This window comes from Burkholderia sp. Bp9140, from assembly GCF_003853425.1.
In the GTDB taxonomy this organism is placed as follows: Bacteria; Pseudomonadota; Gammaproteobacteria; order Burkholderiales; family Burkholderiaceae; genus Burkholderia.
Window position 1 is genome coordinate 76664 of record NZ_QTPQ01000009.1, and the last position, 24740, is coordinate 101403.

Here is a 24740-nt window from a genome sequence, read left to right on the forward strand (position 1 = left end):
CGAAGGGCCTCCTTCGACTCGACACGCATCCCGGCGGCCGATCGCGTTGCCACTGGCCTCCGATCATGCCGGACTTCCTCCTGTTTCGATTCCATCCAGTACCCCGAATGTCGTCTTGGCACACGGCTTGATACACGGCCTTAATCCGGGCTTGACGATTGGATTGATTCGCGCATTCCGAATAATGCAGGGTGGCAAAGTGTCGCGGCAAAACGTTTGTATGGATTGGGCAATCGTTTGCGCAAGAAATTCAAGATGGTGAAAATCGCCTGTTAATTTCCTCTCGGTTGAAAATCGCCAATCATTTTCGTTGCACTCGGACAACGATGGCGGGATTGGACAGAATTTTGTCATTTCGGGGCGGTTATCAGCCAAAGCCATGACCAGCAAGGAAGTGCGGGGTGGCTGCAATTGCGAACGGGAAATTTCTTTAAATTTCAGACGGTTCCTGAAAATAGAAAAGGACTGCGGAAGAAAATATCCGGATTGAGGATTTTCGGGAAAGAGTCATTCGGAAGAACGTAAATCAAACATTGTCATGTTCGATTTGACAATGATTTACAAAATTCTTTCATTCTTATCTCGATAATGCCGCCTCGTGACGGACGGGAGCCAACCACACGCTGCCTTTTGTATCCGCCACGTCGTCCATTCCCTTTGCAATTCTCACGGAAAACGTCATGAAAAAATCCCTCCTGACCGCTGTCGCGCTCGCGGCCCTGTCCACCTCGGCCTTCGCAGAGGGCACCGGCACGATCAACTTCACGGGTGAGATCGTCGCGGGCGCATGCGGCATCGACTCGGGCTCGGTCAACCAGACCGTGAACCTCGGCAAGGTGCCGACCCATACGTTCAAGCAGGCCGGCGACAAGTCCACGCCGACCAACTTCGACATCAAGCTGACCGACTGCGACACCAGCATCGCCCAGAACGCGTACTTCACGTTCACGGGCACGTCGAGCGCCGGCCAGCCGAAGCTGCTCGCCACGATCGGCTCGGCAACCAACGTCGGCATCCGCCTGCAGGCCGCGTCGGGCGAATACCTCGACAACGGCGCCGAGCAGAAGGCACCGACCGTGCTGCAAAACGGCACCAACGTCGCGCGCTTCGCGGCGATGTACGAAGCCACGGCAGCCGGCGTGACGCCGGGTACCGCCGACGGCGTCGCGAACTTCACCGTCCGCTACCAGTAAGCGTTCATACCGGAGAAGGGGGGGTGCGCACCCTTTCTCCGTCTTCCTTGCCTTCCCGTTTCTTCTTACTCGGATTTCCGGTAGCGCCGCGTGCGAATCAGACATTCCTTCCTTTGCGTCTCCGTGCTGGTCGTCGGCAGCCAGAGCCATGCGACGGAATTCAATTCGTCGTTCCTCGACATCGACGGCACGAACAATGTCGACCTGTCGCAGTTCTCGCAGGCCGACTTCACGCTGCCGGGCGAGTACATGCTCGACGTGCAGGTCAACGACCTGTTCTACGGGCTGCAGGCGATCCGGTTCATCGCGCTCGACGCATCGGGCGCGGGCAAGCCGTGCCTGCCGCCGGAACTCGTCGCGCAGTTCGGGTTGAAGCCGTCGCTCGCGAAGGACCTGCCGCGCTTCCAGGGCGGGCGTTGCGTCGATCTCGGCGCGATCGAGGGCGCGACCGTGCGTTACCTGAAGAACGACGGACGACTGAAGATCACGATTCCGCAGGCCGCGCTCGAATTCACCGATTCGACCTACCTGCCGCCGGAGCGCTGGTCCGAAGGGATTCCGGGCGCGATGCTCGACTATCGCGTGATCGCGAACACGAACCGCAGCTTCGGTGCGGGCGGCGGACAGACGAATTCGATCCAGGCCTACGGAACGATCGGCGCGAACTGGGATGCATGGCGCTTTCGCGGCGACTACCAGGCCCAGTCGAACGTGGGCAACACGGCGTACGCGGATCGCACGTTCCGCTTCAGCCGGCTTTACGCGTTTCGCGCGCTGCCGTCGATCGAATCGACGGTGACGTTCGGCGACGACTACCTGAGCTCGGACATTTTCGACACGTTCGCGCTGACGGGCGCGTCGATCCGCAGCGACGACCGCATGCTGCCGCCGTCGCTGCGCGGCTATGCGCCGCTGATCTCGGGCGTCGCGCGTACCAACGCGACCGTGACCGTGTCGCAGGCAGGCCGCGTGCTGTACGTGACGCGCGTGTCGCCGGGCGCGTTCGCGCTGCAGAACATCAACACGAGCGTGCAGGGCACGCTCGACGTCGCAGTCGAGGAAGAGGACGGCAGCGTGCAGCGCTTCCAGGTGACGACGGCCGCCGTGCCGTTCCTCGCGCGCACCGGACAGCTGCGCTACAAGGCCGCCGTCGGCAAGCCGAGGCAGTTCGGCGGCGCCGGCATCACGCCGTTCTTCGGTTTCGGCGAGGCCGCGTACGGTTTGCCGTTCGACATCACGGTGTACGGCGGCTTCATCGCGGCTTCGGGCTATACGTCGATCGCACTCGGCGTCGGCCGTGATTTCGGCACGTTCGGCGCGGTATCGGCCGACGTCACGCATGCGCGCGCGCGCCTGTGGTGGAACGGTGCGACGCGCAACGGCAACTCGTACCGCATCAACTATTCGAAGCACTTCGACGGCCTCGACGCCGACGTGCGCTTCTTCGGCTATCGCTTCTCCGAACGCGAGTACACCAGCTTCGCGCAGTTCTCCGGCGATCCGACCGCGTACGGCCTCGCCAACAGCAAGCAGCGCTATTCGGCGACGATGTCGAAGCGCTTCGGCGACACGTCGACCTATTTCTCGTACGACCAGACGACCTACTGGGCCCGCGCGTCGGAGCAACGCGTCGGTCTCACGCTGACGCGCGCGTTCTCGGTCGGCGCATTGCGCAACCTGAACGTCAGCGTGTCGGCGTTCCGCACGCAAAGCGCGGGCGCGAGCGGCAACCAGTTCTCGGTGACCGCGACGCTGCCGATCGGCGGCCGCCACACCGTCACGTCGAACCTGACGACGGGCAGCGGCAGCACGAGCGTGAACGCGGGCTACATCTACGACGATCCTGCCCGCCGCACCTATCAGATCAACGCGGGCGCGACCGACGGCCGCGCGTCGGCGAACGCGAGCTTTCGCCAGCGCGCGTCGACGTACCAGCTGACCGCGCAGGCGTCGACGCTCGCCAACGCGTATGCGGCCGCGTCGCTCGAAGTCGACGGCTCGTTCGTCGCGACGCAGTACGGCGTGTCCGCGCACGCGAACGGCAACGCGGGCGATACGCGCCTGCTGGTATCGACCGACGGCGTGCCCGACGTGCCGCTGTCCGGCACGCTCACGCATACCGACTCGCGCGGCTATGCGGTGCTCGACGGGATCTCGCCGTACAACGTGTACGACGCGACCGTCAACGTCGAGAAGCTGCCGCTCGAAGTGCAGGTGTCGAACCCGATCCAGCGCATGGTGCTGACCGACGGCGCGATCGGTTTCGCGAAGTTCTCCGCCGCGCGCGGCAGCAACCTGTACCTGACGCTGACCGACGGGGCAGGCAAGCCGCTGCCGTTCGGCGCATCCGTGCAGGACGCGGCGAACGGCAAGGAACTCGGCATCGTCGGCGAGGCCGGTGCCGCGTTCCTGACCCAGGTGCAGCCGAAATCCGCACTCGTGGTGCGCGCCGGCGAACGCACGCTGTGCACGGTGGACGTGCTGCCGAACCAGCTCCAACTCGAAGGCACGCCGATTCCGGTGACGTGCCAGGCGCCCGGCGAGTCGCATGCAGCGGCCGCCCGGGTCGAACGATGATTTCACGGATGCCGCGATGAACCCTGTTTTCTCCCTTTCCTTCCCGCGACGCACGTCGTGCATGCTGGCCGCGGCCGGCGCGCTGCTCGCCGGCGTCGCGCACGCGGCGATCGTGCCGGACCGCACGCGCGTGATCTTCAACGAAGGCGAACAGGCCGCGATCGTCACGATCACCAACAAGAGCACGACGTATCCGTATCTCGTGCAATCGTGGCTCGAGGACGCGAACGGCAACAAGATCACGTCGCCGCTGATGGTCGTGCCGCCGCTGCAGCGCGTCGAGGCGAACGAGCGCAACGTGCTGCGCATCGCGAAGCTGCCCGGCGCCGCGCTGCCGGCCGATCGCGAATCGGTGTTCTACCTGAACATCCGCGAAGTGCCGCCGAAGACCGATACGCCGAACACGCTGCAGATCGCGCTGCATACGCAGATGAAGCTGTTCTACCGGCCGAAGGGCGTGCAGCCCGCGCGCGACGAGGACTGGACGCGGCCGATGACGCTGCGGGTGGACACGGCCGCGCACCGGCTCGTGTTCGACAATCCGACGCCGTACCACGTGACGGTGGTCGACGTGACGGCGGGCGCGCAGAAGACGCCGGTGCCGATCGAGCCCGTGATGGTGAACCCGATGAGCACGGCCGACGTGCCGTTCAAGGCCGCGACGCCGTCGACGCTGTTCGTCACGCATATCGACGACTACGGCGGCCAGGTGGCGGTCGAATATGCGTGTGATGCGGGTGCTTGCAAGAGCGTGAAGCGATGAGCGGCGCCACGCATGAACGGCAATGGCCGGCGGCATGGTTGCGCTGGATCGTGCTCGCATTGCTGGCCGTGGCCGCGCAGCCCGCGTGGGCGTTGCGGTGCCTGACGAACAGCGGCGCGACTTCGCTGACCGAACCGATCGGCGGCGTTGCGTCGTATCCGACCGACGCGCCGGACGGATACGTGATCTGGGTGTCTCCGGTCCGCACGACGTCGGGGTATTGCTACAAGGACCTCGGGGACGCCGGCAGCCTGAAAGTCGTCGACAACATCTATTTCTATGCGAACCCGAATCGCACCAACCCGGCCGCGTGGGGGCTCGAGATCGGCATCCGCTACAAGGGTATCGACTATTTCGACAAGACGAGCAATCGCGGCGGCGGCGTGTTTACCGGGTATGCGGTGCCGCCGTGCAGCAAGTACGACTTTGATCGCGGGCGTTGTCAGCAGACCCGAATCAGCATCGACTACCAGGTCGTCGTGCGCAAGAAGGGCAACTGGGTCCAGCCGCCGAGCGATATCTACACGGTATTCCAGTTCGACGGCGAGTTCGGGCTGAATGCGTACAACCCGAGCTTCCAGTACCGGCTGAGCGGCCTGCGCAACCTCAAGCCGACGCCGTGCTTTGTCGACGTGCTCGTGACGCCCGAACCGGGCATCGTCAACTTCGGGCAGGTGCAGGCGGTAGGTAACGGCTTCATGCCGACGGTGCCACGCAAGCGGTTCTCGTTGTCATTGACCAAGAAATGCAACGTCGCGGTGCGGGTCGACGGGTATTTCGAAACGAGCTTTCCGGTGCAGAACGGCTTGCTGGTGCCGGCGAAGGACAGCAATTTCGGTATCGGCATCGAGGACAGCCAGGGCAAGGCCATTCCGTTCAATCAGCAGTTCACGCTGGCTCAGTTTGCGTCCAACGTGATGAATCAGAGCGTGTTGATGGACGCGGTGCTGAAATCGTTCGGTCCGCCGAAGATCGGGCGATTCGATGCGACCGCAACGATCCGGCTGTTCATCTACTGACGTTCGCGAGCGCACCACGCGCACGTCATGAAAAAAGTGCTGCGCGATGCTCAACGCACCCGGCGGCACACCTTGTGATGGTGATGCTCGAAGTGGCACACCCGGTGCGGATGCGCTTCGGCGATGGCCGGCCGAGCACGGCATGGCGGCGTTCCCGTCGTGATCGTCGAGCCCTTTCGGCGCCGTGCAGCCTCCTTTCATGCGGAAAGCTTTCTTCGCGCCACCGATCCGTGGCATCCATCCCGTCCGCCGGAACGCCGATCCCTCTGATTGATCAGACAAATCCTGATAATCGGAAGGGGTATCCGGTAATGTGATTGAGAATGATTTGCGTTTACGTTAAATTGCGCTATCTCGGAATTAGACGGAGCAGATCGATGGCAATGGCGGAAGTGCTCGAACGACCGGCAGCGGCAACGGCGAACCCGTTCCTCGGCAGTTATCCGGACCTGCCGTCGCGCCGCGCGCCGCGTGCGCGTCGTGCCGCGGAGCCGCGCGCGCAGGGCGCGCTGCTCGACGTGCTGATTTCCCATCGCGCGATGCTCGTCAATATCGCGCGCGGCTTCGTCGGCTGCACGAGCCGCGCCGAGGACGTCGTGCACGACGTGTTCGTGAAGCTCGTCGAATTCCCGAACCAGGACGCGGTGCGCCAGCCGGTCGCGTACGTGACGCGGATGGTGCGCAACGCATCGATCGACGCGTGCCGCCGGCAAAGCCTCGAGAACGTCTACCACACGGAAGAGGACGACGGCTTCGACGTGCCGTCGCCGGAACCGACGCCCGAGGCCGCGCTGATGACGCGCGACACGCTGCGCCGGGTGTGGGCCGCGCTCGACGACCTGCCGGCGCGCAGCCGCGCGGCGTTCGAGATGGTGCGGCTGCGCGAGGAGACGCTGCAGACCGCGGCGCGCGCGCTGAACGTCTCGCAGACGCTGGTGCATTTCATGGTGCGCGACGCGGAGCGGCACTGCGCGGAGTGTCTCGATGCATGCCATCGCGGCGTCGCGTGCCCGGTGTTTCTCGGCGGCCGCGCGCGGCGCGGGTAAAAAATCGCGCCGGTCAATCGTCTTCAAGACAGGAGCGGCCGATTCGACAGTCCGCCGCTTCGCATCCTTCAACCGTCTCCCGCTTTCTTACGATCATGACGCAAGCCACGACGCCTTCCGCGGACACCGACGACCTCGTCTACACGGTCGTCATCAACGACGAAGAACAGTATTCGATCTGGCCGACGTTCCGGCCCGTGCCGGCCGGCTGGCGCGAGGTCGGCGTGCGCGGCCCGAAGGCCGACTGCCTCGCGCACATCGAGACCGTCTGGACCGACATGCGCCCCGCGAGCCTGCGCCGCGCGATGGACGGCGAACGCACGACGCGCGCGTCGTGACCCGCTGCGCCGCGCTTGCGGCGCGCCACCTGAAGAGGACGTTGCATGACCCTGCTTTCGTTGCCGACGCTCGACGACCTGCGTATCGAGCCGGGGCTGCCCACCGTCGTGTCGCCGCGCGGCACCGGCGGCATGTCGATCGACGAAGTCGCGCCGCTCGCGCATGCCATCGCGGCCGACACGCTCGAACGGGCGGGCGGTGTGCTGTTCACGGGCTTCCACGTGCCGTCGATCGATGCGTTCCAGCAGTTCGCGGCATCGTTCGGCGATCCGCTGATCGGCTATGAATACGCGTCGACGCCGCGCAGCCAGGTCGAGGGCGCCGTCTACACGTCGACCGAATACCCGCCGCACCGCGCGATTCCGCTGCACAACGAGCAGTCGTACACGCGCGAGTGGCCGCTGCGGATCTGGTTCCATTGCGCGCGCGCGGCGCCGAAGGGCGGTGCGACGCCGATCGCGGACAGCCGCGCCGTCCATCGCGCGCTCGATCCGGCGCTGGTCGCACGCTTCGAGCAGCGCGAGCTGCTGTACGTGCGCAACTTCGGCCAGGGGCTCGACCTGCCGTGGCAGCAGTCGTTCGGCACCGACGATCCCGCCGAGGTCGAGCGGATGTGCGCGGCGCGCGGGATCGAATGCACCTGGCGCACGGACGACGACGGCGAACTGCTGCTGCGCACGCGCGAACGCTGCCAGGCCGTTGCGCGTCATCCGCGCACCGGCGAGCGCGTGTGGTTCAACCAGGCGAACCTGTTTCACCTGTCCGCGCTCGACGACGACATGCAGGAAGCGCTCGTCGACGCGGTCGGGCTCGACAACGTGCCGCGCAACGTGTACTACGGCGACGGCGAGCCGCTCGAGGCCGATGCGCTCGCGGAAATTCGCGGCGTGCTCGACCGCCAGCGCATCGTGTTCCCGTGGCAGACGGGCGACGTGCTGATGCTCGACAACATGCTGACCGCGCATGCGCGCGACCCGTTCGACGGGCCGCGCAAGGTGGTCGTCGCGATGGCGCAGAGTTACACGGTCCCGCGCGCGACCGAACGGAGGACCGATGACGCGTAGTACCGCAGCGCTTGCCGCGCGCGGACTGACGGTGGGTTATCGCGACCATGTCGTGATCGACGGGCTGGACCTGTCGATCGCGGCCGGCCGCGTAACGGCGCTGTGCGGTCCGAACGGCTGCGGCAAGAGCACGCTGCTGCGCACGCTCGCGGGCCTGCAGCCCGCGCGTGCGGGCCACATCGACGTGAACGGCAAGCCGCTCGCATCGTTTCGCCGTCGCGCGCTCGCGCGCGAACTCACGATGCTCGCGCAGTTCAACCAGATCCCGTCGGGGCTGACCGTGCGCGAGCTCGTCGCGTACGGACGCTATGCCTATGGCGGCTTCCTGCGCGGGCTGTCGCGCGCCGACCATGCGGCGATCGACGAGGCGCTCGACACGAGCGGCCTTGCCGGCGACGCCGAGCGTGACGTCGGCGCGCTGTCGGGCGGCGAGCGCCAGCGTGCGTGGATCGCGATGGCGCTCGCACAGCAGGCGCCGATCGTGCTGCTCGACGAGCCGACGACCTATCTCGACATCCATCACCAGCTCGACATCCTCGACGCGCTGCGCGCGCTGAACCGCGCGCGCGGGCTGACGATCGTGTGGGTGTTGCACGACCTGAACCAGGCGGCCGCGTACAGCGACGAAATCGTGCTGATGCGTGCCGGCCGCCTCATCGCGCACGGTTCGCCCGACGCGATGCTGGAGCCGGCGCGGCTGCGCGCGGCATTCGGCGTCGACATGCTGAAGCTCGCGCATCCGCGGACGGGCGCGCCGATGTGCGTGCCGGCCTACGGGCCGCCGGCGTCCGGCCCTGCATCCGGCACGCCGCACGCGGCCGGCGCGTTCGACAGGGATCTCGCCGTATGACGACGTTCGCGTTGCGCAAGCGGCTCGCGGCGAGCGGGCAGCGCACGGCATCCGGCCGCCGCGCCGGTGCGATCGCGCTCGGCCTCGTCGTGCTGATCGCCGTGCTGGCGGTGCTGCGCGTCGCGCCGGACCTGCGCGCGTGGTGGAACGCGGTGCCGGGCAGCGACGCCGCTGTGCTCGCGGGCGTGTTCCTGTTCGACCTCAACCTGCCGCGCGTCGCGGCTGCGCTCGTCGCTGGCGGCTGTCTCGGCATCGCCGGTGCGCTGTTCCAGTCGCTCACGCGCAACCCGCTCGCATCGCCCGACCTGCTCGGCGTGACGGGCGGCGCACAGCTCGGGCTGCTCGCGGCGATGCTGGTGCCGGCGCTCGCCGGGGTCGCATCGGTGCCGCTGCTGTTCGTCTGCGGGCTGATCGCCGCCGCGTGCGCGATCGTCGCGGCCGGCGGCTGGCGCGCGACGCCGCTGCGGCTCGTGCTCGCGGGCAGCGTCTGCATGCTGCTGTTCGCGGCGCTGTCGACGCTGGTGCTCGCGTTCTTCGAGCAGAACATCGCGGGCGCCGCGCTGTGGACCAACGGCAGTCTCTATCAACCGGGCGCGACCGGGCTCGCGCTCGCCGCGCGCTGGCTCGTCGTGCCGCTGCTTGCGCTGCCGTTCGTCGTTCGACCGCTGAATCCGCTCGCGCTCGGCGACGAGGCGGCGGCCGCGGCCGGCGTGCGCGTCGACGCGACGCGGCTCGCCGCGACGATCGTCGCGGTCGCGTTCACGAGCGTGGCCGTCAGCATCGCGGGCCCGCTGTCGTATGTCGGGCTCGTCGCGCCGAACCTGCTGCGCCAGGTGCGCGGTGCCCGGGTGGCGCGGCTCGGCGTGCTGGTGCCGCTGTCGGCGCTCGCGGGCGGTGCGCTCGTGCTGGTCACCGACAGCGCGGTGCTCGCGTCGGGCCTCGACGCGACGCTGTCGACCGGCGTCGCGATCGCGCTGGTCGGCACGCCGCTGATGCTCGCGATGATCCGGCGCGGCGCGGCATGGTCGGGCGTGCTGCACGCGCCGGCCGAACGCGCGGCCGGCAGCGGCTCGACGCGTGTGGTCGGCTGGCTCGAACGGCTCGGCTGGCCGCTGCGCACCGTGCTGTTCGTCGCGGGCGGCCTGCTCGTGGTGTTCGCCGGCGTGTCGGCCGGCCCCGAATGGCTGTCGCCCGCGCGCTGGTCGGCCGCGCTGTCGGGCCATGATGCGCTCGCGCGCATGCTGATCGACCTGCGCATGCCGCGGCTGCTGTGCGCGCTCCTCGCGGGCGCGCTGCTGGCCGTGAGCGGCGTCGCGATGCAGAGCGTCGTGCGCAATCCGCTCGCGGGCCCCGAAGTGCTCGGTGTCACGCAGGGTGCGGGGCTCGTCACGCTGTTCGCATTGTCGACGTGGCCGCTGATGGGCCACGTGACGCTCGCCGTGGCCGCCTTGACCGGCGGGGCGCTGTCGCTCGCGATCACGCTCGCGCTGAATCACCGGCATCGTTATGCACCGCTCGCGGTGGCGCTGACAGGCATCGTGATCGGCGCGCTGTGGACCACGCTCGCGCAATGGCTGATCACGCAGGAAAGCGTGCAGCCCGCGCGCTTCGTCGTCTGGCTCGTCGGCGGCACCTACGGCCGCAGCTGGGGCGAGGTGTCGATGCTGCTGCCGTGGTGCGTGCTCGCGATACCCGTGTTCGCATGGCTCGCGCGGCCGCTCGACATGCTCGCGCTCGGCGACGACCAGGCGGCCGCGCTCGGCCTGCCGGTCGCCGCGTTGCGGCCGCTCGCGCTGACGATCGCGACGCTCGCCGCCTGCGCGGCCGTCGCGGCGGTCGGGCCGGTCGGCTTCATCGGACTGATGGCGCCGCACGTCGCGACGATGCTCGGCGCACGCCGGCATCGCACGCGTCTGTGGCTCGCGGCCGCGTGCGGCGCGCTGATCCTCGGCCTGGCCGATCTGGCCGCCCGCACGGTCGTCGCGCCGCGCGAAGTGCCGGCCGGCGTGCTGACCGCGCTGATCGGCGCACCGTACCTGCTCGGACTGCTGATCCTCGAGGGGCGCCGCGCCCGGCGCGCGGGGCGATGACGCCGGCGCTCGACGGCGCATGCGCCACGCGCTTTTCCGCGTTCGCGCCCGAACCGTTTGCCGAGCATCTCGACGTCGTGTGGCTCGGGATGCCCGACGACATGCGCGCGCCGGGCCGGGTCGTCGTGCCGGTCAGCGCGCTGCCCGATTACCGCGAGGCCGTGCTCGACGCGATGGTCCGCCACTACGGCGGCGATCCGGCGCAGCATGCGCGCGCGCTGATGTCGCAATGGAGCAAGTACTACTTCGGCCGCGCGGCGCCTGCCGGCGTGGTCGCCGCGCTGACGCTCGGCCGGCCGCTCGACATGGCGCCGGAACGCACGTTCGTCGCGCTCGACGACGGGATGCCGGCCGCACTGTATTTCGCACCGGACGCGCTCGGCGCGCCGTGCGCCGATCCCGCGCCGCGCTATGCGGGGCTCGTCGCGCATCTCGGCGCGGTGATCGACCTGCTCGCGGCGATGGGCCGCGTCACGCCGCGCGTGCTGTGGAGCAACGCGGGCAACCTGCTCGACTATCTGCTCGACACGTACCGGTCGCTGCCGTGCGCAGCGGATCCCGTTCGCGATGCGGACTGGCTGTTCGGCGCATCCTGTGTCCAGGGCGAGCCGAATCCGCTGCGCCTGCCGGTGCGCGACGCCGTGCCGCGCTCGCCGCTGCTGCCGACGCCGTTTCGCGCGCGCCGCGTGTGCTGCCTGCGCTATGAAATTCCTGGAGAAACGCAATTGTGTGGAAGCTGCCCCTTGCTATTGACGATGGACGACGCGGCGCTGGCCGAGCAGGACGCGATCCGGTGACGCATGCCGGCCGCCGCCAGGTGCTCGGCGCACTGGCCGCGCTCGGCGCCGCGTGCTGCGGCGCGCTGGTTGGCCCGGCCGTTGCGGTCGCCGACGACGCGCGCGGCGGGCAGGGCAGCAGCACGGCTTCGCCACCGGGCCGCTCGCTCGCGGGCAATCCCGTCATATCGCAGGCGAGTGCAACGATGCCGGTGCGGCCGCAGCGCGTGGTCGCGCTCGACTTCATGTTCGCGGAAAGCGTGATCGCGCTCGACATCGTGCCGGTCGGCATGGCCGATACCGCGTTCTATCCGGGCTGGCTCGGCTACGAGAGCGACCGGCTCGCGCACGTGACCGACATCGGCTCGCGGCAGGAGCCGGGGCTCGAGGCGATCGCCGCGGTGAAGCCCGACCTCATCATCGGCGTCGGCTTCCGGCATGCGCCGATCTTCGCCGCGCTCGACCGGATCGCGCCGACGATCCTGTTCCAGTTCAGCCCGAACGTGTCCGAAGACGGCGTGCCCGTGACGCAGCTCGACTGGATGCGGCAGATCTTCCGGACGATCGGCACGGTCACCGGACGCGATGCGCGCGCGAAGGCGGTCGACGCGCAACTCGACGCGGGCATCGCGCGCAATGCGTCGCGGCTCAAGGCGGCCGGGCGCAGCGGCGAACGCATCGCGCTGCTGCAGGATCTCGGGCTGCCCGACCGTTACTGGGCCTATACGGGCAACAGCACGTCGGCGGGCCTCGCGCGCGCGCTGGGGCTCGATCCGTGGCCGAGGAAGCCGACCCGGGAAGGCACGCTGTACGTGACGTCCGCCGACTTGCTCAGGCAACGCGATCTCGCCGTGCTGTTCGTCACCGCGACGGGGATGGACGTGCCGCTGTCCACGAAGCTCGATTCGCCGGTGTGGCGTTTCGTGCCCGCGCTGCGCGAACGCCGGATCGCGCTCATCGAGCGGAATATCTGGGGGTTCGGCGGGCCGATGTCGGCGCTCAAACTGGCCGACGTGATGACCGATACGATGCTGAAGCTGCCGGCCGTGCGCTGAACCGGCAGATCCTCGCGAGCGGGCGGGGCAGCGCGGTCGGGAGCCGGGTTGCCGTCCGCGTGCCGCGCGAACGGGACGCCGCATTCCGGTGGCGTCACGCGTACGCAGGTACGCCGAACGACGTTTCCTTCCGGCTTTTCCGAATCCTTCCCGATCCTTCCGATCCTCCGAACCGAGCACCGCCTGCGCGCCGCAATCGCCGCGCGCGGGCGGCCGGTGTACGCACGTGCCTACGCGCTCAGCGCGTCGGCACCATCCCGTGCGCGTGACCGCGCGGGCGTCGTGTCGCTGACGATCTGCCCGTTGTCGAGTTTCAGCAGGCGATCGGCGAGATCGAAATAGCGGTCGTCGTGCGTGATCACGATCACGGCCTTGCCGCGCGCGCGCAGTTCGGGTAGCAGCTGCTCGTAGAACACGGCCTTGAACGACGGATCCTGGTCGGCCGCCCATTCGTCGAACAGGTAGAACGGGCGGTCCTCCAGGTACGCGACGACGAGCGCGAGCCGCTTGCGCTGCCCGGTCGACAGCGCGCGGTTCGAGAACGCGCCGTCGACGACCTTCACCTTGTGGTCGAGCGCGAGCTTCGCGACCAGCGCGTTCGCGCGCGCATCGGCCTGCGCACGCGCCGGATCGTCCGGATCGACGATGCCGAGCAGTGCGTCGAACAGGTGGAAGTCGTTGAACACCGCGCTGAAGCGCTGCCGGTACGCGGCGCGCTCGCGCCAGCCGATCGTCCGGCCGTCGGCCTCGATCGTGCCTTCCTCCGGCTCGTAGAGCCCGGTCAGCACCTTCGCGAGCGTGGTCTTGCCGCTGCCGTTGCCGCCGACGATGAACACGAGCTCGCCCGGCCGGATCGTCAGGTCGATCGGCCCGATCCGGAACATCCGTTCGTCGCGCTCGTGGAAATACGCATGCGTGACGCCGCGCAGCGTGACGGCGCCGGCCGGCGGCACGTCGAGCGCGTCGCTGGCGGGCGGCACCGTGCGCAGTGCGCCGAACTCGGCCATCACGCCTTCGATCCGCCCGAGCGACACGCGCGCCGCATTGACGGTCGGCAGGTTGTTCAGCAGTCCGTCGAGCGGCACCAGCATGAACAGGAACACGACGACGTAGCCGGCCGCCGTGCTTGCATCGGCGTGCACGCCCATCTGCGGCCAGAACGCGGCCGCGCCGAGGAACACGTAGAACAGGAAGATGATCCAGCCGACGCCGACCGCATACGCGCTGAACGCGCGGCGGCGGTGATCGCGCACCTCGCCGATGGCGGCGCCGAGCTGGCCGTCGACGAACTGGCGTGCGCGCGCGTCATGCAGCTTCAGTTCCTTCGCGCCGGAGAACAGCGAGCCGAGATAGCCGAACAGGCGGTCCTGCGCCTGGCCGGCTGCTTCGAGCGACGCGATCGCGCGGCGATCGCCGGTGTGATAGCCGAGCGAGCCCGCGATGATCGCGGTCAGCGCGAGCAGGCACACGGGCCACGACAGCCACGCGAGATAGCCGAGGCAGCCGAACACGATCGAGCCGTGCATCACCAGGTTCGGCAGCGCGAAGAACAGCATCGACACGTTGGTCGCGTCGTCGGTCAGCACCGACTGCACGGGCGCCGCGCCGATCCGCTCGATGTCGCGCAGCTCGGCCGCGCCAACGCGCCGCGCGAGATGCACGCGCAGCCGCGCCATCGTGTCCTGCGACAGCCGGGCGAACAGCGTGCCCGACACGATCCGGGTGACGAGCGCGATCACCGCGCACAGCGCGAAGCGCCATGCAAGCGACGCGTCGGCCGCGCCGGGTTGCGCGAGCGCGCGGTTCAGCGTCGCGACGAGCAGCACGCTCGCGACACCGTTGAGCACGCAGGCGACGAGCGCCAGCGCGAGCGATGCGCGGCTTTCGCGCAGCAACGCGAGGATCAGGCGGGCCGCGGGGCGGCCGGGGGAGGCGTCGAGGGACGGCGGGGAAGAAGGCTCGTGGGCGGCTGTCATCGGCAACGTCGGTAAATGAAGGGCAGGCAAACCATGCGGAAACGGCAAGACTGATGCGAAAGCAGCGCGCGGGACCGGCCCGGTTGCGGCTTTCCTCCCTGATAGACGAACGGGCCGCGCAAATATTTAGCGATGCCTTCGAAAAATGCGTCCGTTCGGGCTTTGCGCGCAAAACGGTAAAAAATCGGCCGCGCCGTTCGTCACACCAATGAAGCCGCCCCAAGCGGCCCCGAGACTTGGCCGAAGCGGCCGGACCGAAGGATTTCACGCACATGACGAGTTTCCCGACTGCGTTGCACCACCGAATCCGCGAACTGGCGCGCCGTGCGCCCGACGCGCCCGCGCTCGCCGCGCCTTTCCAGAACGACCTGCGCCTGTCGCGCGGCGCGCTCGACGCGCGTGCGTCGCACCTTGCCCGCCAGCTGCGCGCGGCCGGTGTCGGCGCGGAAGTGCGGGTCGGCGTCTGCGTCGAACGCTCCTGCGAGCTGTTCGTCGCGCTGCTGGCCGTGCTGAAGGCGGGCGGCGTGTTCGTGCCGCTCGATCCGCGTCATCCGGCCGCGCGCCTCGACTGGATCGTGCGCGATGCGCAGCTGCGCCACGGGATCGTCGACGCGGCGGGCCGCGCGGCGCTCGGCACGTCGTTCGACCATGCGTTCGACGCGGCGGCGGCACTGGACGACGGCGCGGATGCCGCCGCCTTTGCCGACGACGAAGACGTGCCGGTGCATCCGCGCGCGGCCGCGTACATGATCTATACGTCGGGCTCGACCGGCACGCCGAAGGCCGTGGTCGTCGAGCACGGGCCGCTCGCCGCGCATTGCGACGCGCTCGCGGCCGCGCTGCCGATCGAAGGCGGCGATCGCCTGCTGCATTTCGCGTCGGTCAATTTCGACGCCGCGCACGAATGCTGGCTCGCGCCGCTCGCGGTCGGGGCCAGCGTGACGATTGCGCCGCCGCAGCCGTTCGCGCCGGACGCCGCGCATGCGCTGATGGTGCGCGAAGCGGTCAGCGTCGCCGCGTTTCCGCCGGCCTACCTGCGCGAATTCGCCGCCGTCGCCGCGCGCGACGGCGTGCCTTCGGCCCTGCGCGTGCTCGCGTTCGGCGGCGAGGCGCTGCCGCAGCAGGCCTTCGAATTCGTGCGCCGCACGTTCCCGTCGGTGCGCCTGATCAACGGCTACGGGCCGACCGAGGCCGTGATCTCGCCGATGCTGTGGCCGGTCGAACCAGGCGAAACGCCCGAGCTGGCCGCGAACGATGCATATGCGTCGCTGCCGATCGGCCGCGTGATCGGTCCGCGTGTCGCGCGTATCGATGGCGACGCGGCAGGCGCGTCGGGCGAAATGGGCGAGGGCGGCGAACTGCTCCTCGGCGGCGTGTGCGTCGCGCGCGGCTATCACGGCCGCCCGGCGCTGACGGCCGAACGCTTCATTCCGGATGCGCACGGCGAGCCCGGTGCGCGCGTGTACCGCACCGGCGACCTCGCGCGCCTGCGCGCCGACGGCGCATTCGATTATCTCGGCCGTCTCGACGACCAGATCCAGGTGCGCGGCGTGCGCGTGGAGCCCGCGGAAATCGCCGCGTGCCTGCGCACGCATCCGGCGGTGGCCGACGCGGCCGTGATCGCCGAAACCGGCGACGGGCCGGCGCGGCTGATCGCGTGCGTCGCGCTGCGTGCGGCCGCCGACGATGCGGCGCTGAAGGCGCACGTGGGCGCGCAGTTGCCCGCCGCGTGGCAGCCGCACCGGTTCGTGCGCTGCGATGCACTGCCGTACACGCTGAACGGCAAGCTCGACCGTGCCGCGCTGCGCGAGCGCATCGCCGCCGCACGCGATACCGAACGACACACGGGCGACGCACCGTGCACGCCGACCGAACAGCAGATCGCCGGTGTCTGGCGGACGCTGCTCGGCCTCGACGCGACGCCGTCGCGCGACGACCGCTTCTTCGCACTGGGCGCCGATTCGCTCGCCGCGATGCAGTTGCAGGCCGCGATCCGCGCCGCGTTGCGCGTGAACCTGCGGCTCGACACGCTGTTCGCCGATCCGGCGCTGGCCGAGCTGGCCGCGCACGTCGATCGCGCGGAACGCGAAACGGGCGAGCCGCTGGCCGCGATCGCCGCGCGCCGTGCGCCGGCCGATGCCGCGGCGGCTGCGGCGTATGTCGATCGCGCGGCATCGCTCGCGCAGCAACGCTTCTGGGTCCTCGCGCAGACGCGCGATGCGAGCGCCGCCTATCACATTGCCGCGCACTGGACGATCGACGGCGCGCTCGACCGCGACGCGCTGCAGCGTGCGCTCGATCACGTGATCGGACGGCACGACGCGTGGCGCACGACGCTCGTCGACAACGACGACGGCATCGTGATGCAGCGCGTTCATACACGCCTGCCGGTCGCGATCACGACGCTCGACTTGCGCGGGCAACCGCCGGCTGCGCGCGATGCGGAAGCCGCGCGCATTGCCGAACGCGACGCGGGCGAGCCCTTCGATCTGTCGCGCGGGCCGCTGTTGCGCGCGACGCTCATCGTGCTCGCCGACGAGCGCCACCGGCTGCTGCTGACCGCGCACCACGCGATTACCGACGGCTGGAGCTCGCGCTGCGCATTCGACGAGCTGTCGGCCGCGTACCGCGCGTATGCGGAGGGCGGTGAACCGTCGTTGCCCGAGCTGCCGATCCAGTACGCCGACTACGCGGACTGGCAGCGCGACATGCTCGCTTGCGGCGAAGGCGAGCGTCAGCTCGAATACTGGCGCGCCGCATTGCGCGACGTGCCGGGCCCGCTCGCGCTGCCGGTCGACCGCCAGCCTGGCGCGACGCGCACGCTGCAAGGCGCGCGCGTGTCGCACCGCCTGCCCGACGCGGTCGCGGCCGACGTGCGGCGCCTCGCGCGTGACGCGCAGGCCACGGTCTTCACGGTGCTGCTGGCCGCGCTCGATGCATGGCTGGCGCGCCTGACCGGCGAGACGGACGTCGTCGTCGCCGTGCCGGTCGCGCATCGCCAGCGCCCGGAAACCCGCGCGCTGCTCGGCCTGTTCCTGAATACGGTTGCGCTGCGCGTGCGCGTGGCGCCGACGCTGCCGTTCCGCGCGCTGGTCGACGCGGCCCGCACGGCCGCACTCGACGCGGTCGCGCACCAGGACGTGCCGTTCGAGCGCGTCGTCGATGCGGTGAAGCCGCCCGTCAAGCGCGGCGACGAATGGCTGCGCGTGAAATTCGCGCAGCAGTTCGATGCGCGGCACGACAGCGTGCTGCCGGGCGCGACCGCGGTCGCGACGCCGGGGCCCGATCTCGCCGCGCGCTTCGACTTCGCGCTGGACTTCACCGACGACGCGCACGGGATCGAACTCGTCGCCGCCTACGCGACCGACTGCATCGATGCCGACACCGCGCGCGCGTGGCTCGACAGCTATGCGGCGCTCGTCGCGGCCGCCGCACATGAACCGCAATGCACGACGGCCGCGCTGCCGTGCGATGCGTCGCCGGCGTCGCGCCAGCCGCGCGACGGCCGCGCGCTGAGCGTCGAACACGCCGACATCGTCGCCGCATTCGCACGGCAGGCGGCTGCCTATCCGCATCGCGTCGCGCTCGCCGATGCGTCGGCATCGCTCACGTTCGCCGAACTCGACGACGCGTCGAACCGCATCGCGCACGCACTGACACTGCGCGGCGCGACGGCCGAAGCGCCCGTCATCGTCTGCATCGAGCGCTCGGTCCGCTTCGTCGTCGGCCTGCTCGGCGCGTTGAAGGCCGGCGCGCTGGTCGTGCTGCTCGACCCGGCGCAGCCGACCGCACGCCTGGCGGCCGCGGCCGCCGACTGCGGCGCGCGTTGGGCGCTCGTCGCGCATGGTCGGGATGGGGCCGCGTGGCCGTCCGGAATCGACGCGCAGCCGCTCGACGTCGACACGCTCACGCAGGACGCGACGCTCGCGCATGCGGCCGGCGTACGCGCCGCGCCGCATCCGGAACAGGGCGCCTATCTGATCTATACGTCGGGTTCGACCGGCACGCCGAAGGGTGTCGTCGTATCGCACGGCGCGCTGGCCGACTACGTGCACGGAATGCTCGACGAACTCGCGTTCGCGCCGGACGCGTCGTTCGCGATGGTGTCGACCGTCGCCGCCGACCTCGGCCATACGACGCTGTTCGGCGCGCTGTGCGCGGGCCGCACGCTGCACCTGCTGCCGGCCGCGTGCGCGTTCGATCCGGACCTGTTCGCGCAAGAGATGCGCCGTCGCGACGTCGGCGTGCTGAAGATCGTGCCGAGCCACCTGCAGGCGCTGCTCGACGCGCGCGTGCCGGCCGACGTGCTGCCGTGCCACGCGCTCGTGACCGGCGGTGAAACGCTGACGTGGGCGCTCGTCGCGCGCCTGGCCGCGCTCGCGCCGGCCTGCCGCGTGATCAACCATTACGGGCCGACCGAAGCGACCGTCGGCGCGATCGTGTGCGATACCGCATCGATCGCCGCCGATGCGCGCGACCCGGCGAGCGGCGTGCCGCTCGGCATGCCGCTGCCGAATGCGCGCGCACTGGTGCTCGACGCGTTCGGCGCATGCGTGCCGGCCGGTGCGACGGGCGAACTGTATCTGGGCGGGCCGGGCGTCGCGCGCGGCTACCTGAACCGGCCGGCGCAGACCGCCGAGCGCTTCGTGCCCGATCCGTTCACGCCCGGCGCGCGCCTGTATCGCACCGGCGACCGCGTGCGTCTGTGCGCGGACGGCCGTCTTGCGTTCCTCGGCCGTATCGACGACCAGGTGAAGATTCGCGGCTATCGCGTCGAACCGGGCGAGGTGAGCGCGGCGGTCCGCGCGGCCGGCCCGATCGCGCAGGCCGAGACGCTCGCGATCGAGCACGACAGCCGCCTGCGGCTCGCGACGTTCGTCGTGATGCGCGACGGCGCGGCATTCGACGAAGCCGCCCTGCGCGCGGCGCTCGGCGCGACGCTGCCCGACTACATGGTGCCTGCGCAGTTCGTCGCGCTCGCGCGGCTGCCGGTGACGGCGAACGGCAAGATCGATCGCGCGGCACTGCGCGAACTGGCGGCCGCACCGGTGGCGACGGCCTTCGGCGACGCGCCGCAGGGCCCGGTCGAGACGGCGCTCGCCGAAGTCTGGCAAGCGGTGCTGAAGGCGCCGCACGTCGGCCGCGACGACAACTTCTTCGAACTCGGCGGCGACTCGATTCTCGTGCTGCAGGTGATCGCACGCGCCCGCAAGCGCGGCGTGCGTTTCACGCCGAAGCAGCTGTTCGACGGCCCGACGGTCGCCGAACTCGCGCGCATCGCGAAGACCGAGGAGGTCGCCGCTGCAACGCCGGCATCGACGTCGGCATCCGCAACGCTGGCGCAGGCTCGGTCCGCGCCGGCCGTCGCGGCGATCCTGACGCCCGCGCAGCAGCGCTTCTTCGCGCTCGACGTGCCGCATCCGGGCCACTGGAACCAGTCGGTCGCGTTCGACGTGCGCGGCCCGTTCGACGCCGATGCATTCGCGCGCGCGTTCGATACGCTGCTGACCCATCACGACGCATTCCGCCAGCGCTTCGCGCGCGGCGCGGACGGCAACTGGCATGCGAGCGAGGCGGCGAAGCCGTACGACGCGCTGCCGTTCGTCGAGGTGGCCGCACGCGACGACGCCGATGCACTGGCGCGCTTCGACGCAGTGCAGCGCCGCCTCGATCTCGGCCGCGGGCCGCTCGCCTGCGCGTGCGCGACGCGGCTGCCGGACGGCTCGACGCAGCTGTATCTGGCGATTCACCATGCAATCGTCGATGGCGTGTCGTGGCGCATTCTGCTCGACGACCTGGACGCCGCGTATCGCGCCGCATGCGAACGCGCGCCGGTGCGCCTGTCGCAGCCGGGCCTGCGCGCGGACGCATGGGCCGCACGCCTCGCGCGGGCCGCGACCGAACCGGCATCGCCGTTCGCCGCTGAAACGGCATACTGGGCCGGCATGGCACAGGGTGACGACCTCGTGCCCGATCATCCGGACGCACCGGCGACGAACGCCGATGCGGCCGTCGTCGTGCAGACGATCGACGCGACGCTGACCCGTGCCGCGCTGACCGACGCGCACGCCGCGTATCGCACGCAGACGATCGAACTGCTGGGCGCGGCGCTCGCACTGGCGCTGGCCGGTGCCGACGGTGGCGCCTCGTGCCGGGTCGAGCTCGAAGGGCATGGCCGCGAGGCGCTGTTCGACGATGCGGACGCGAGCCGCACGATCGGCTGGCTGACCAGCCACTATCCGGTGATGCTGCCGGTCGAAGCCACGGCGCGCGACACGCTGTGCGCGGTCAAGGACACGCTGCGCGCGGTGCCGCACAAGGGGCTCGGCTTCGGCGTGCTCGCGCACCACGGCGACGCGGCGACGCGTGCGGCACTGGCCGCCGTGCCGCGTCCGCGCGTCACGTTCAACTATCTCGGCCAGTTCGACGTGCCGCGCGACGCGACGCTCGTGCCGCGCTTCGGCGGCACCGGCATCGAACGCGATCCTCAGGGGCCGCTCGGCAACACGCTCGCGATCCATGCATATCTGGATACCGGCCGCGACGGCGCGCGCACGCTGAAGATTCACTGGGTATACGGCGCGCCGCAGTTCGAGCGCGCGACGATCGAGGCATTCGCCGAACGCTTTGCAGCCGCATTGCGCGAACTCGCCGACGCATGCGCGTCGCGTGTCGTGCACCGTGGCGGCGGGGCGACGCCGGGCGATTTCCCGCTCGCGCAGGCGGCCGGCCTCACGCAAGCCGCGATCGAGCGCGCGCCGCTCGACTGGCGCACGATCGACGACGTGTATCCGCTGTCGCCGATGCAGCAGGGGATCCTGTTCCATGCGCTGTTCGCGCCCGGTCACGCAAGCTACGTGAACCAGCTCGTCGCGACCGCGACGGCGCTCGATGCCGACCGGCTCGCGGCCGCGTTCGGCGCGTCCGTCGCGCGCCACGACATCCTGCGCACCAGCGTGATGCCCGACGAGGCCGCGCCGCTGCAGTGCGTGCATCGCCATGCGCAGATGCCGGTCGAGCAGCTCGACTGGCGCATGCGCGGCGACACGCTGGACACCGATTTCGACGCGTGGCTCGCGGCGGACCGCACACGCGGCTTCGACTGGCGCGAGCCGCCGCTGATGCGGCTCACGCTGATCCGCGTCGCGGACGACGCATGGCGCGTCGTCTGGACGCGCCACCACGTGCTGCTCGACGGCTGGAGCACCGCGCGCCTGCTCGCGGACGTGCTGCGCGACTATCGCGACCCCGATGCGGTGTCGCCGTTCGCGAGCCGCCCGACACTGCGTTATCGCGACTTCATCGCGTGGCTCGGCACGCGCGATCGCGCCGCGGACGAACGCTTCTGGACCGATCGGCTCGCGCGCCTCGATGCGCCGACGCTGATCGCCGAGCGCGTGGCCGACCGAGCGGACGCCGAGATGGTCACGTGGCGCGCAACGATCGACGCGGATGCGATGACGCGCGTCGCACAAACGGCGCGTGCGCTGAAGCTGACCGTCAACACGCTGGTGCAGGGTGCCTGGGCGCTCGCGCTGCAGCGCATGACGCACCAGCCGGCCGTCGCATTCGGGGCGACCGTCGCGGGCCGTCCCGATGCGCTCGCGGACGTCGACACGGTGCTCGGTCTCTTCATCAATACGCTGCCGGTGATCACGGCACCGGCGCCGCAGCAGCGCGCGGCCGACTGGCTGCAGACGCTGCAGCGCGAGAACGCGGCCGCCGCCGAGCATGCGCACACGCCGCTCGCCGACATCCAGCGCTGGGCGCGCGGCGCCGGCGGCGCGCTGTTCGACACGCTGGTCGTGTTCGAGAACTATCCGGTCGACGATACGGCGCGTGAAGCCGATCCGCGCGCGCTCGCGCTGAGCGACGTGCGCAGCGTCGAATCGACCGATTTCGCGCTGACGCTCGTGATCGAGAGCGGCGCCGGGCTGACGATCGACTACGGCTACGACACCGCGCGCGTCGATGCGCGCCAGGTCGAGACCTGGCACCGCGCGTTCGCGTGCGCGCTCGATGCGCTGGCCCGCACGCCGGACGCACTGCTCGGCACGCTGTCGATCGCCGACGACGCGACGCGCGGCGCACTGGCGCTCGCGCAGGACACCGCGCGGACGTGGCCGGACGCGCAACGGCAGCCGCTGCACCTGCAATTCGCGGACGTGGCACAGGCGACGCCCGATGCGATCGCACTCGAATACGCGGATGCCCGCGGCGGCGTGCAACGCGTGACCTATCGCGAACTCGATCTGAACACGACGCGCGTCGCCGCCGCATTGCGCCGGCGCGGCGTGCGGCCCGATACGCCCGTGGCGTTGTGCGTCGAGCGCTCGTTCGACATGGTCACGGCGCTCGTCGGCGTGCTGAAGGCCGGCGCCGCATACCTGCCGGTCGATCCCGACTATCCGGCCGAGCGCATCGCGTATCTGCTGCGTGACGCGCGGCCCGCGGTCGCGATCACGCAGGCCCATCTGCGCGGGCAGGTCGAGGCCGCGCTCGGCGACGACGCGACGACGCAACTGCTGACGGTGGCCGATCTGCTCGCCGACGAAGCCGCCGCATCGGGCGATGTCGCCGCAGACGCCGCGGCCGACATCGTCGACGACGCCCGGCTCGCGTACCTGATCTACACGTCCGGCTCGACCGGCAAGCCGAAAGGCGCCGGCAACTCGCACGGCGCGCTCGCGAACCGGATCGCGTGGATGCAGCACGCATACCGGCTGACGCGCGACGACGTCGTGCTGCACAAGACGCCGTTCGGCTTCGACGTGTCGGTATGGGAATTCGTGTGGCCGCTCGCGACCGGCGCGAAGCTCGCGATCGCCGCGCCCGGCGACCACCGCGATCCGGCCCGCCTCGCGGCCGCGATCCATGCGCACGGCGTGACGGTGCTGCACTTCGTGCCGTCGATGCTGGCCGCGTTCGCCGCCTATCTCGACGATTTCTCGTCCGCTGCGCAATGCGACAGCGTGCGCCTGATCGTCGCGAGCGGCGAGGCGCTCGCGCCCGAACTGGTCGCGAAGGTTGCACGGCTCATGCCGGACGCGACGCTCGTGAACCTGTACGGACCGACGGAAGCCGCGATCGACGTGTCGCACTGGACCTGCGGCCCCGACGACGCGCGCGCCGTCGCGGTGCCGATCGGCCATCCGATCGCGAACCTGCAGCTGCACGTGCTTGACGCGGCATGGCAGCCGGTGCCGGCCGGCGCGACCGGCGAACTGTATCTGGCGGGCGCGGGCCTCGCGCGCGGCTATCTCGGCCGTCCGGGGCTGACCGCCGATCGCTTCGTGCCCGATCCGTTCGTGCCGGGCGCGCGCATGTATCGCACCGGCGACCTCGCACGGCGCCGCGCCGATGGCGCGCTCGACTACCTCGGCCGCGTCGACACGCAGGTGAAACTGCGCGGCCAGCGGATCGAGCCCGGTGAAATCGAGGCGCTGCTGCGCACGGCGCCGGGCGTGCACGACGCGGTCGTGATCGTGCGCGACGAGCAGCTGATCGGCTATGTCGCACGCGGCGACGCGGGTCCGCTCGACCGTGCGGCGCTGCTGGATTCGCTGCGCGCGCAACTGCCGGCGTACATGGTGCCATCGCAGCTGATCGAGCTCGACGCGCTGCCGGTCACGCCGAACGGCAAGTGCGATCGCCATGCGTTGCCCGCGCCGGTGCGCGAGGCGGCCGCGGCCGTCGAACTCGAGACCGACACGGAGCGCGCGCTCGCAGCGATCTGGCAGCGCGTGCTGCACGTGGACGCGATCGGCCGCGACGACGATTTCTTCCTGCTCGGCGGCCACTCGCTGCTCGCGACGCAGGCCCATGCGCAGGCGAACCTGCACTGGGGCCTCGCGCTGCCGCTGCGCACGCTGTTCGACACCCGCACGCTCGCACGTTGCGCGGACGCGATCGACTCGGCCTGCGCGGCCCGCGGCGCGACCGACGCGGCGAGCGCGATCGACGCGCTGCTCGGCGAACTGGAAACCCAATAA

The 24740-nt window shown here is 70.1% G+C and carries 13 protein-coding genes and 1 pseudogene; 12 read left to right on the plus strand and 2 right to left on the minus strand.

What is annotated here, in order from left to right:
- Positions 1-680: 680 nt before the first annotated feature.
- The 4 genes from DIE21_RS09950 to DIE21_RS09965 all read left to right on the plus strand — a co-directional run bounded on the left by DIE21_RS09950 (position 681) and on the right by DIE21_RS09965 (position 5552).
- Positions 681-1193, plus strand: coding sequence for a fimbrial protein (locus DIE21_RS09950; protein ID WP_124497537.1), 513 nt, complete (start codon positions 681-683; stop codon positions 1191-1193).
- Positions 1194-1316: 123 nt separating this feature from the next.
- The gene (locus tag DIE21_RS09955) at positions 1317-3770 is read left to right on the plus strand and encodes a fimbria/pilus outer membrane usher protein (RefSeq protein ID WP_124497622.1); all 2454 of its coding nucleotides are present in this window, start codon (positions 1317-1319) and stop codon (positions 3768-3770) included.
- A 16-nt stretch (positions 3771-3786) separates the two neighbouring features.
- A complete protein-coding gene (locus DIE21_RS09960) occupies positions 3787-4533 on the plus strand; it encodes a molecular chaperone (protein WP_124497538.1) in 747 nt (248 codons plus the stop codon).
- Positions 4530-5552 (plus strand): fimbrial protein, encoded by a 1023-nt coding sequence (locus DIE21_RS09965; RefSeq protein WP_124497539.1) that lies wholly within the window; start codon positions 4530-4532, stop codon positions 5550-5552. Before DIE21_RS09960 ends, DIE21_RS09965 begins: the two co-directional genes overlap by 4 nt.
- Positions 5553-5602: 50 nt before the next feature.
- On the opposite strand, the pseudogene DIE21_RS37710 reads toward DIE21_RS09965, so the two are convergent.
- A pseudogene (locus DIE21_RS37710) lies at positions 5603-5683 on the minus strand (HHHH-motif protein); the annotation flags it as partial.
- 246 nt (positions 5684-5929) lie between these two features.
- On the opposite strand from DIE21_RS37710, the gene DIE21_RS09970 reads away from it, so the two are divergent.
- The 7 genes from DIE21_RS09970 (at position 5930) to DIE21_RS10000 (ending at position 12772) form a co-directional block, all read left to right on the plus strand.
- Positions 5930-6598 (plus strand): RNA polymerase factor sigma-70, encoded by a 669-nt coding sequence (locus tag DIE21_RS09970; protein ID WP_124497540.1) that lies wholly within the window; start codon positions 5930-5932, stop codon positions 6596-6598.
- A 95-nt stretch (positions 6599-6693) separates the two neighbouring features.
- Positions 6694-6936 (plus strand): MbtH family NRPS accessory protein, encoded by a 243-nt coding sequence (locus DIE21_RS09975; RefSeq protein ID WP_124497541.1) that lies wholly within the window; start codon positions 6694-6696, stop codon positions 6934-6936.
- 45 nt (positions 6937-6981) lie between these two features.
- The gene (locus DIE21_RS09980) at positions 6982-8001 is read left to right on the plus strand and encodes a TauD/TfdA family dioxygenase (protein WP_124497542.1); all 1020 of its coding nucleotides are present in this window, start codon (positions 6982-6984) and stop codon (positions 7999-8001) included.
- Positions 7991-8851: an ABC transporter ATP-binding protein gene (locus tag DIE21_RS09985; protein WP_124497543.1), complete on the plus strand. Its 861-nt coding sequence runs from the start codon at positions 7991-7993 to the stop codon at positions 8849-8851. Before DIE21_RS09980 ends, DIE21_RS09985 begins: the two co-directional genes overlap by 11 nt.
- Complete coding sequence (gene fhuB / locus DIE21_RS09990; protein WP_124497544.1) at positions 8848-10941, plus strand: Fe(3+)-hydroxamate ABC transporter permease FhuB; 2094 nt, start codon at positions 8848-8850, stop codon at positions 10939-10941. Before DIE21_RS09985 ends, fhuB begins: the two co-directional genes overlap by 4 nt.
- Positions 10938-11738: a siderophore-iron reductase FhuF gene (gene fhuF / locus DIE21_RS09995; RefSeq protein ID WP_124497545.1), complete on the plus strand. Its 801-nt coding sequence runs from the start codon at positions 10938-10940 to the stop codon at positions 11736-11738. Before fhuB ends, fhuF begins: the two co-directional genes overlap by 4 nt.
- Complete coding sequence (locus DIE21_RS10000; RefSeq protein WP_124497546.1) at positions 11735-12772, plus strand: ABC transporter substrate-binding protein; 1038 nt, start codon at positions 11735-11737, stop codon at positions 12770-12772. Before fhuF ends, DIE21_RS10000 begins: the two co-directional genes overlap by 4 nt.
- Positions 12773-13002: 230 nt before the next feature.
- Here the strand turns inward: DIE21_RS10000 and DIE21_RS10005 are convergent, their stop codons facing one another.
- Positions 13003-14748 carry a cyclic peptide export ABC transporter gene (locus DIE21_RS10005; protein WP_124497547.1) on the minus strand — a complete coding sequence of 582 codons (1746 nt, stop codon included), beginning with the start codon at positions 14746-14748 and terminating at the stop codon, positions 13003-13005.
- 272 nt (positions 14749-15020) lie between these two features.
- On the opposite strand from DIE21_RS10005, the gene DIE21_RS10015 reads away from it, so the two are divergent.
- The gene (locus DIE21_RS10015; protein WP_124497548.1) at positions 15021-24740 is read left to right on the plus strand and encodes a non-ribosomal peptide synthetase; all 9720 of its coding nucleotides are present in this window, start codon (positions 15021-15023) and stop codon (positions 24738-24740) included.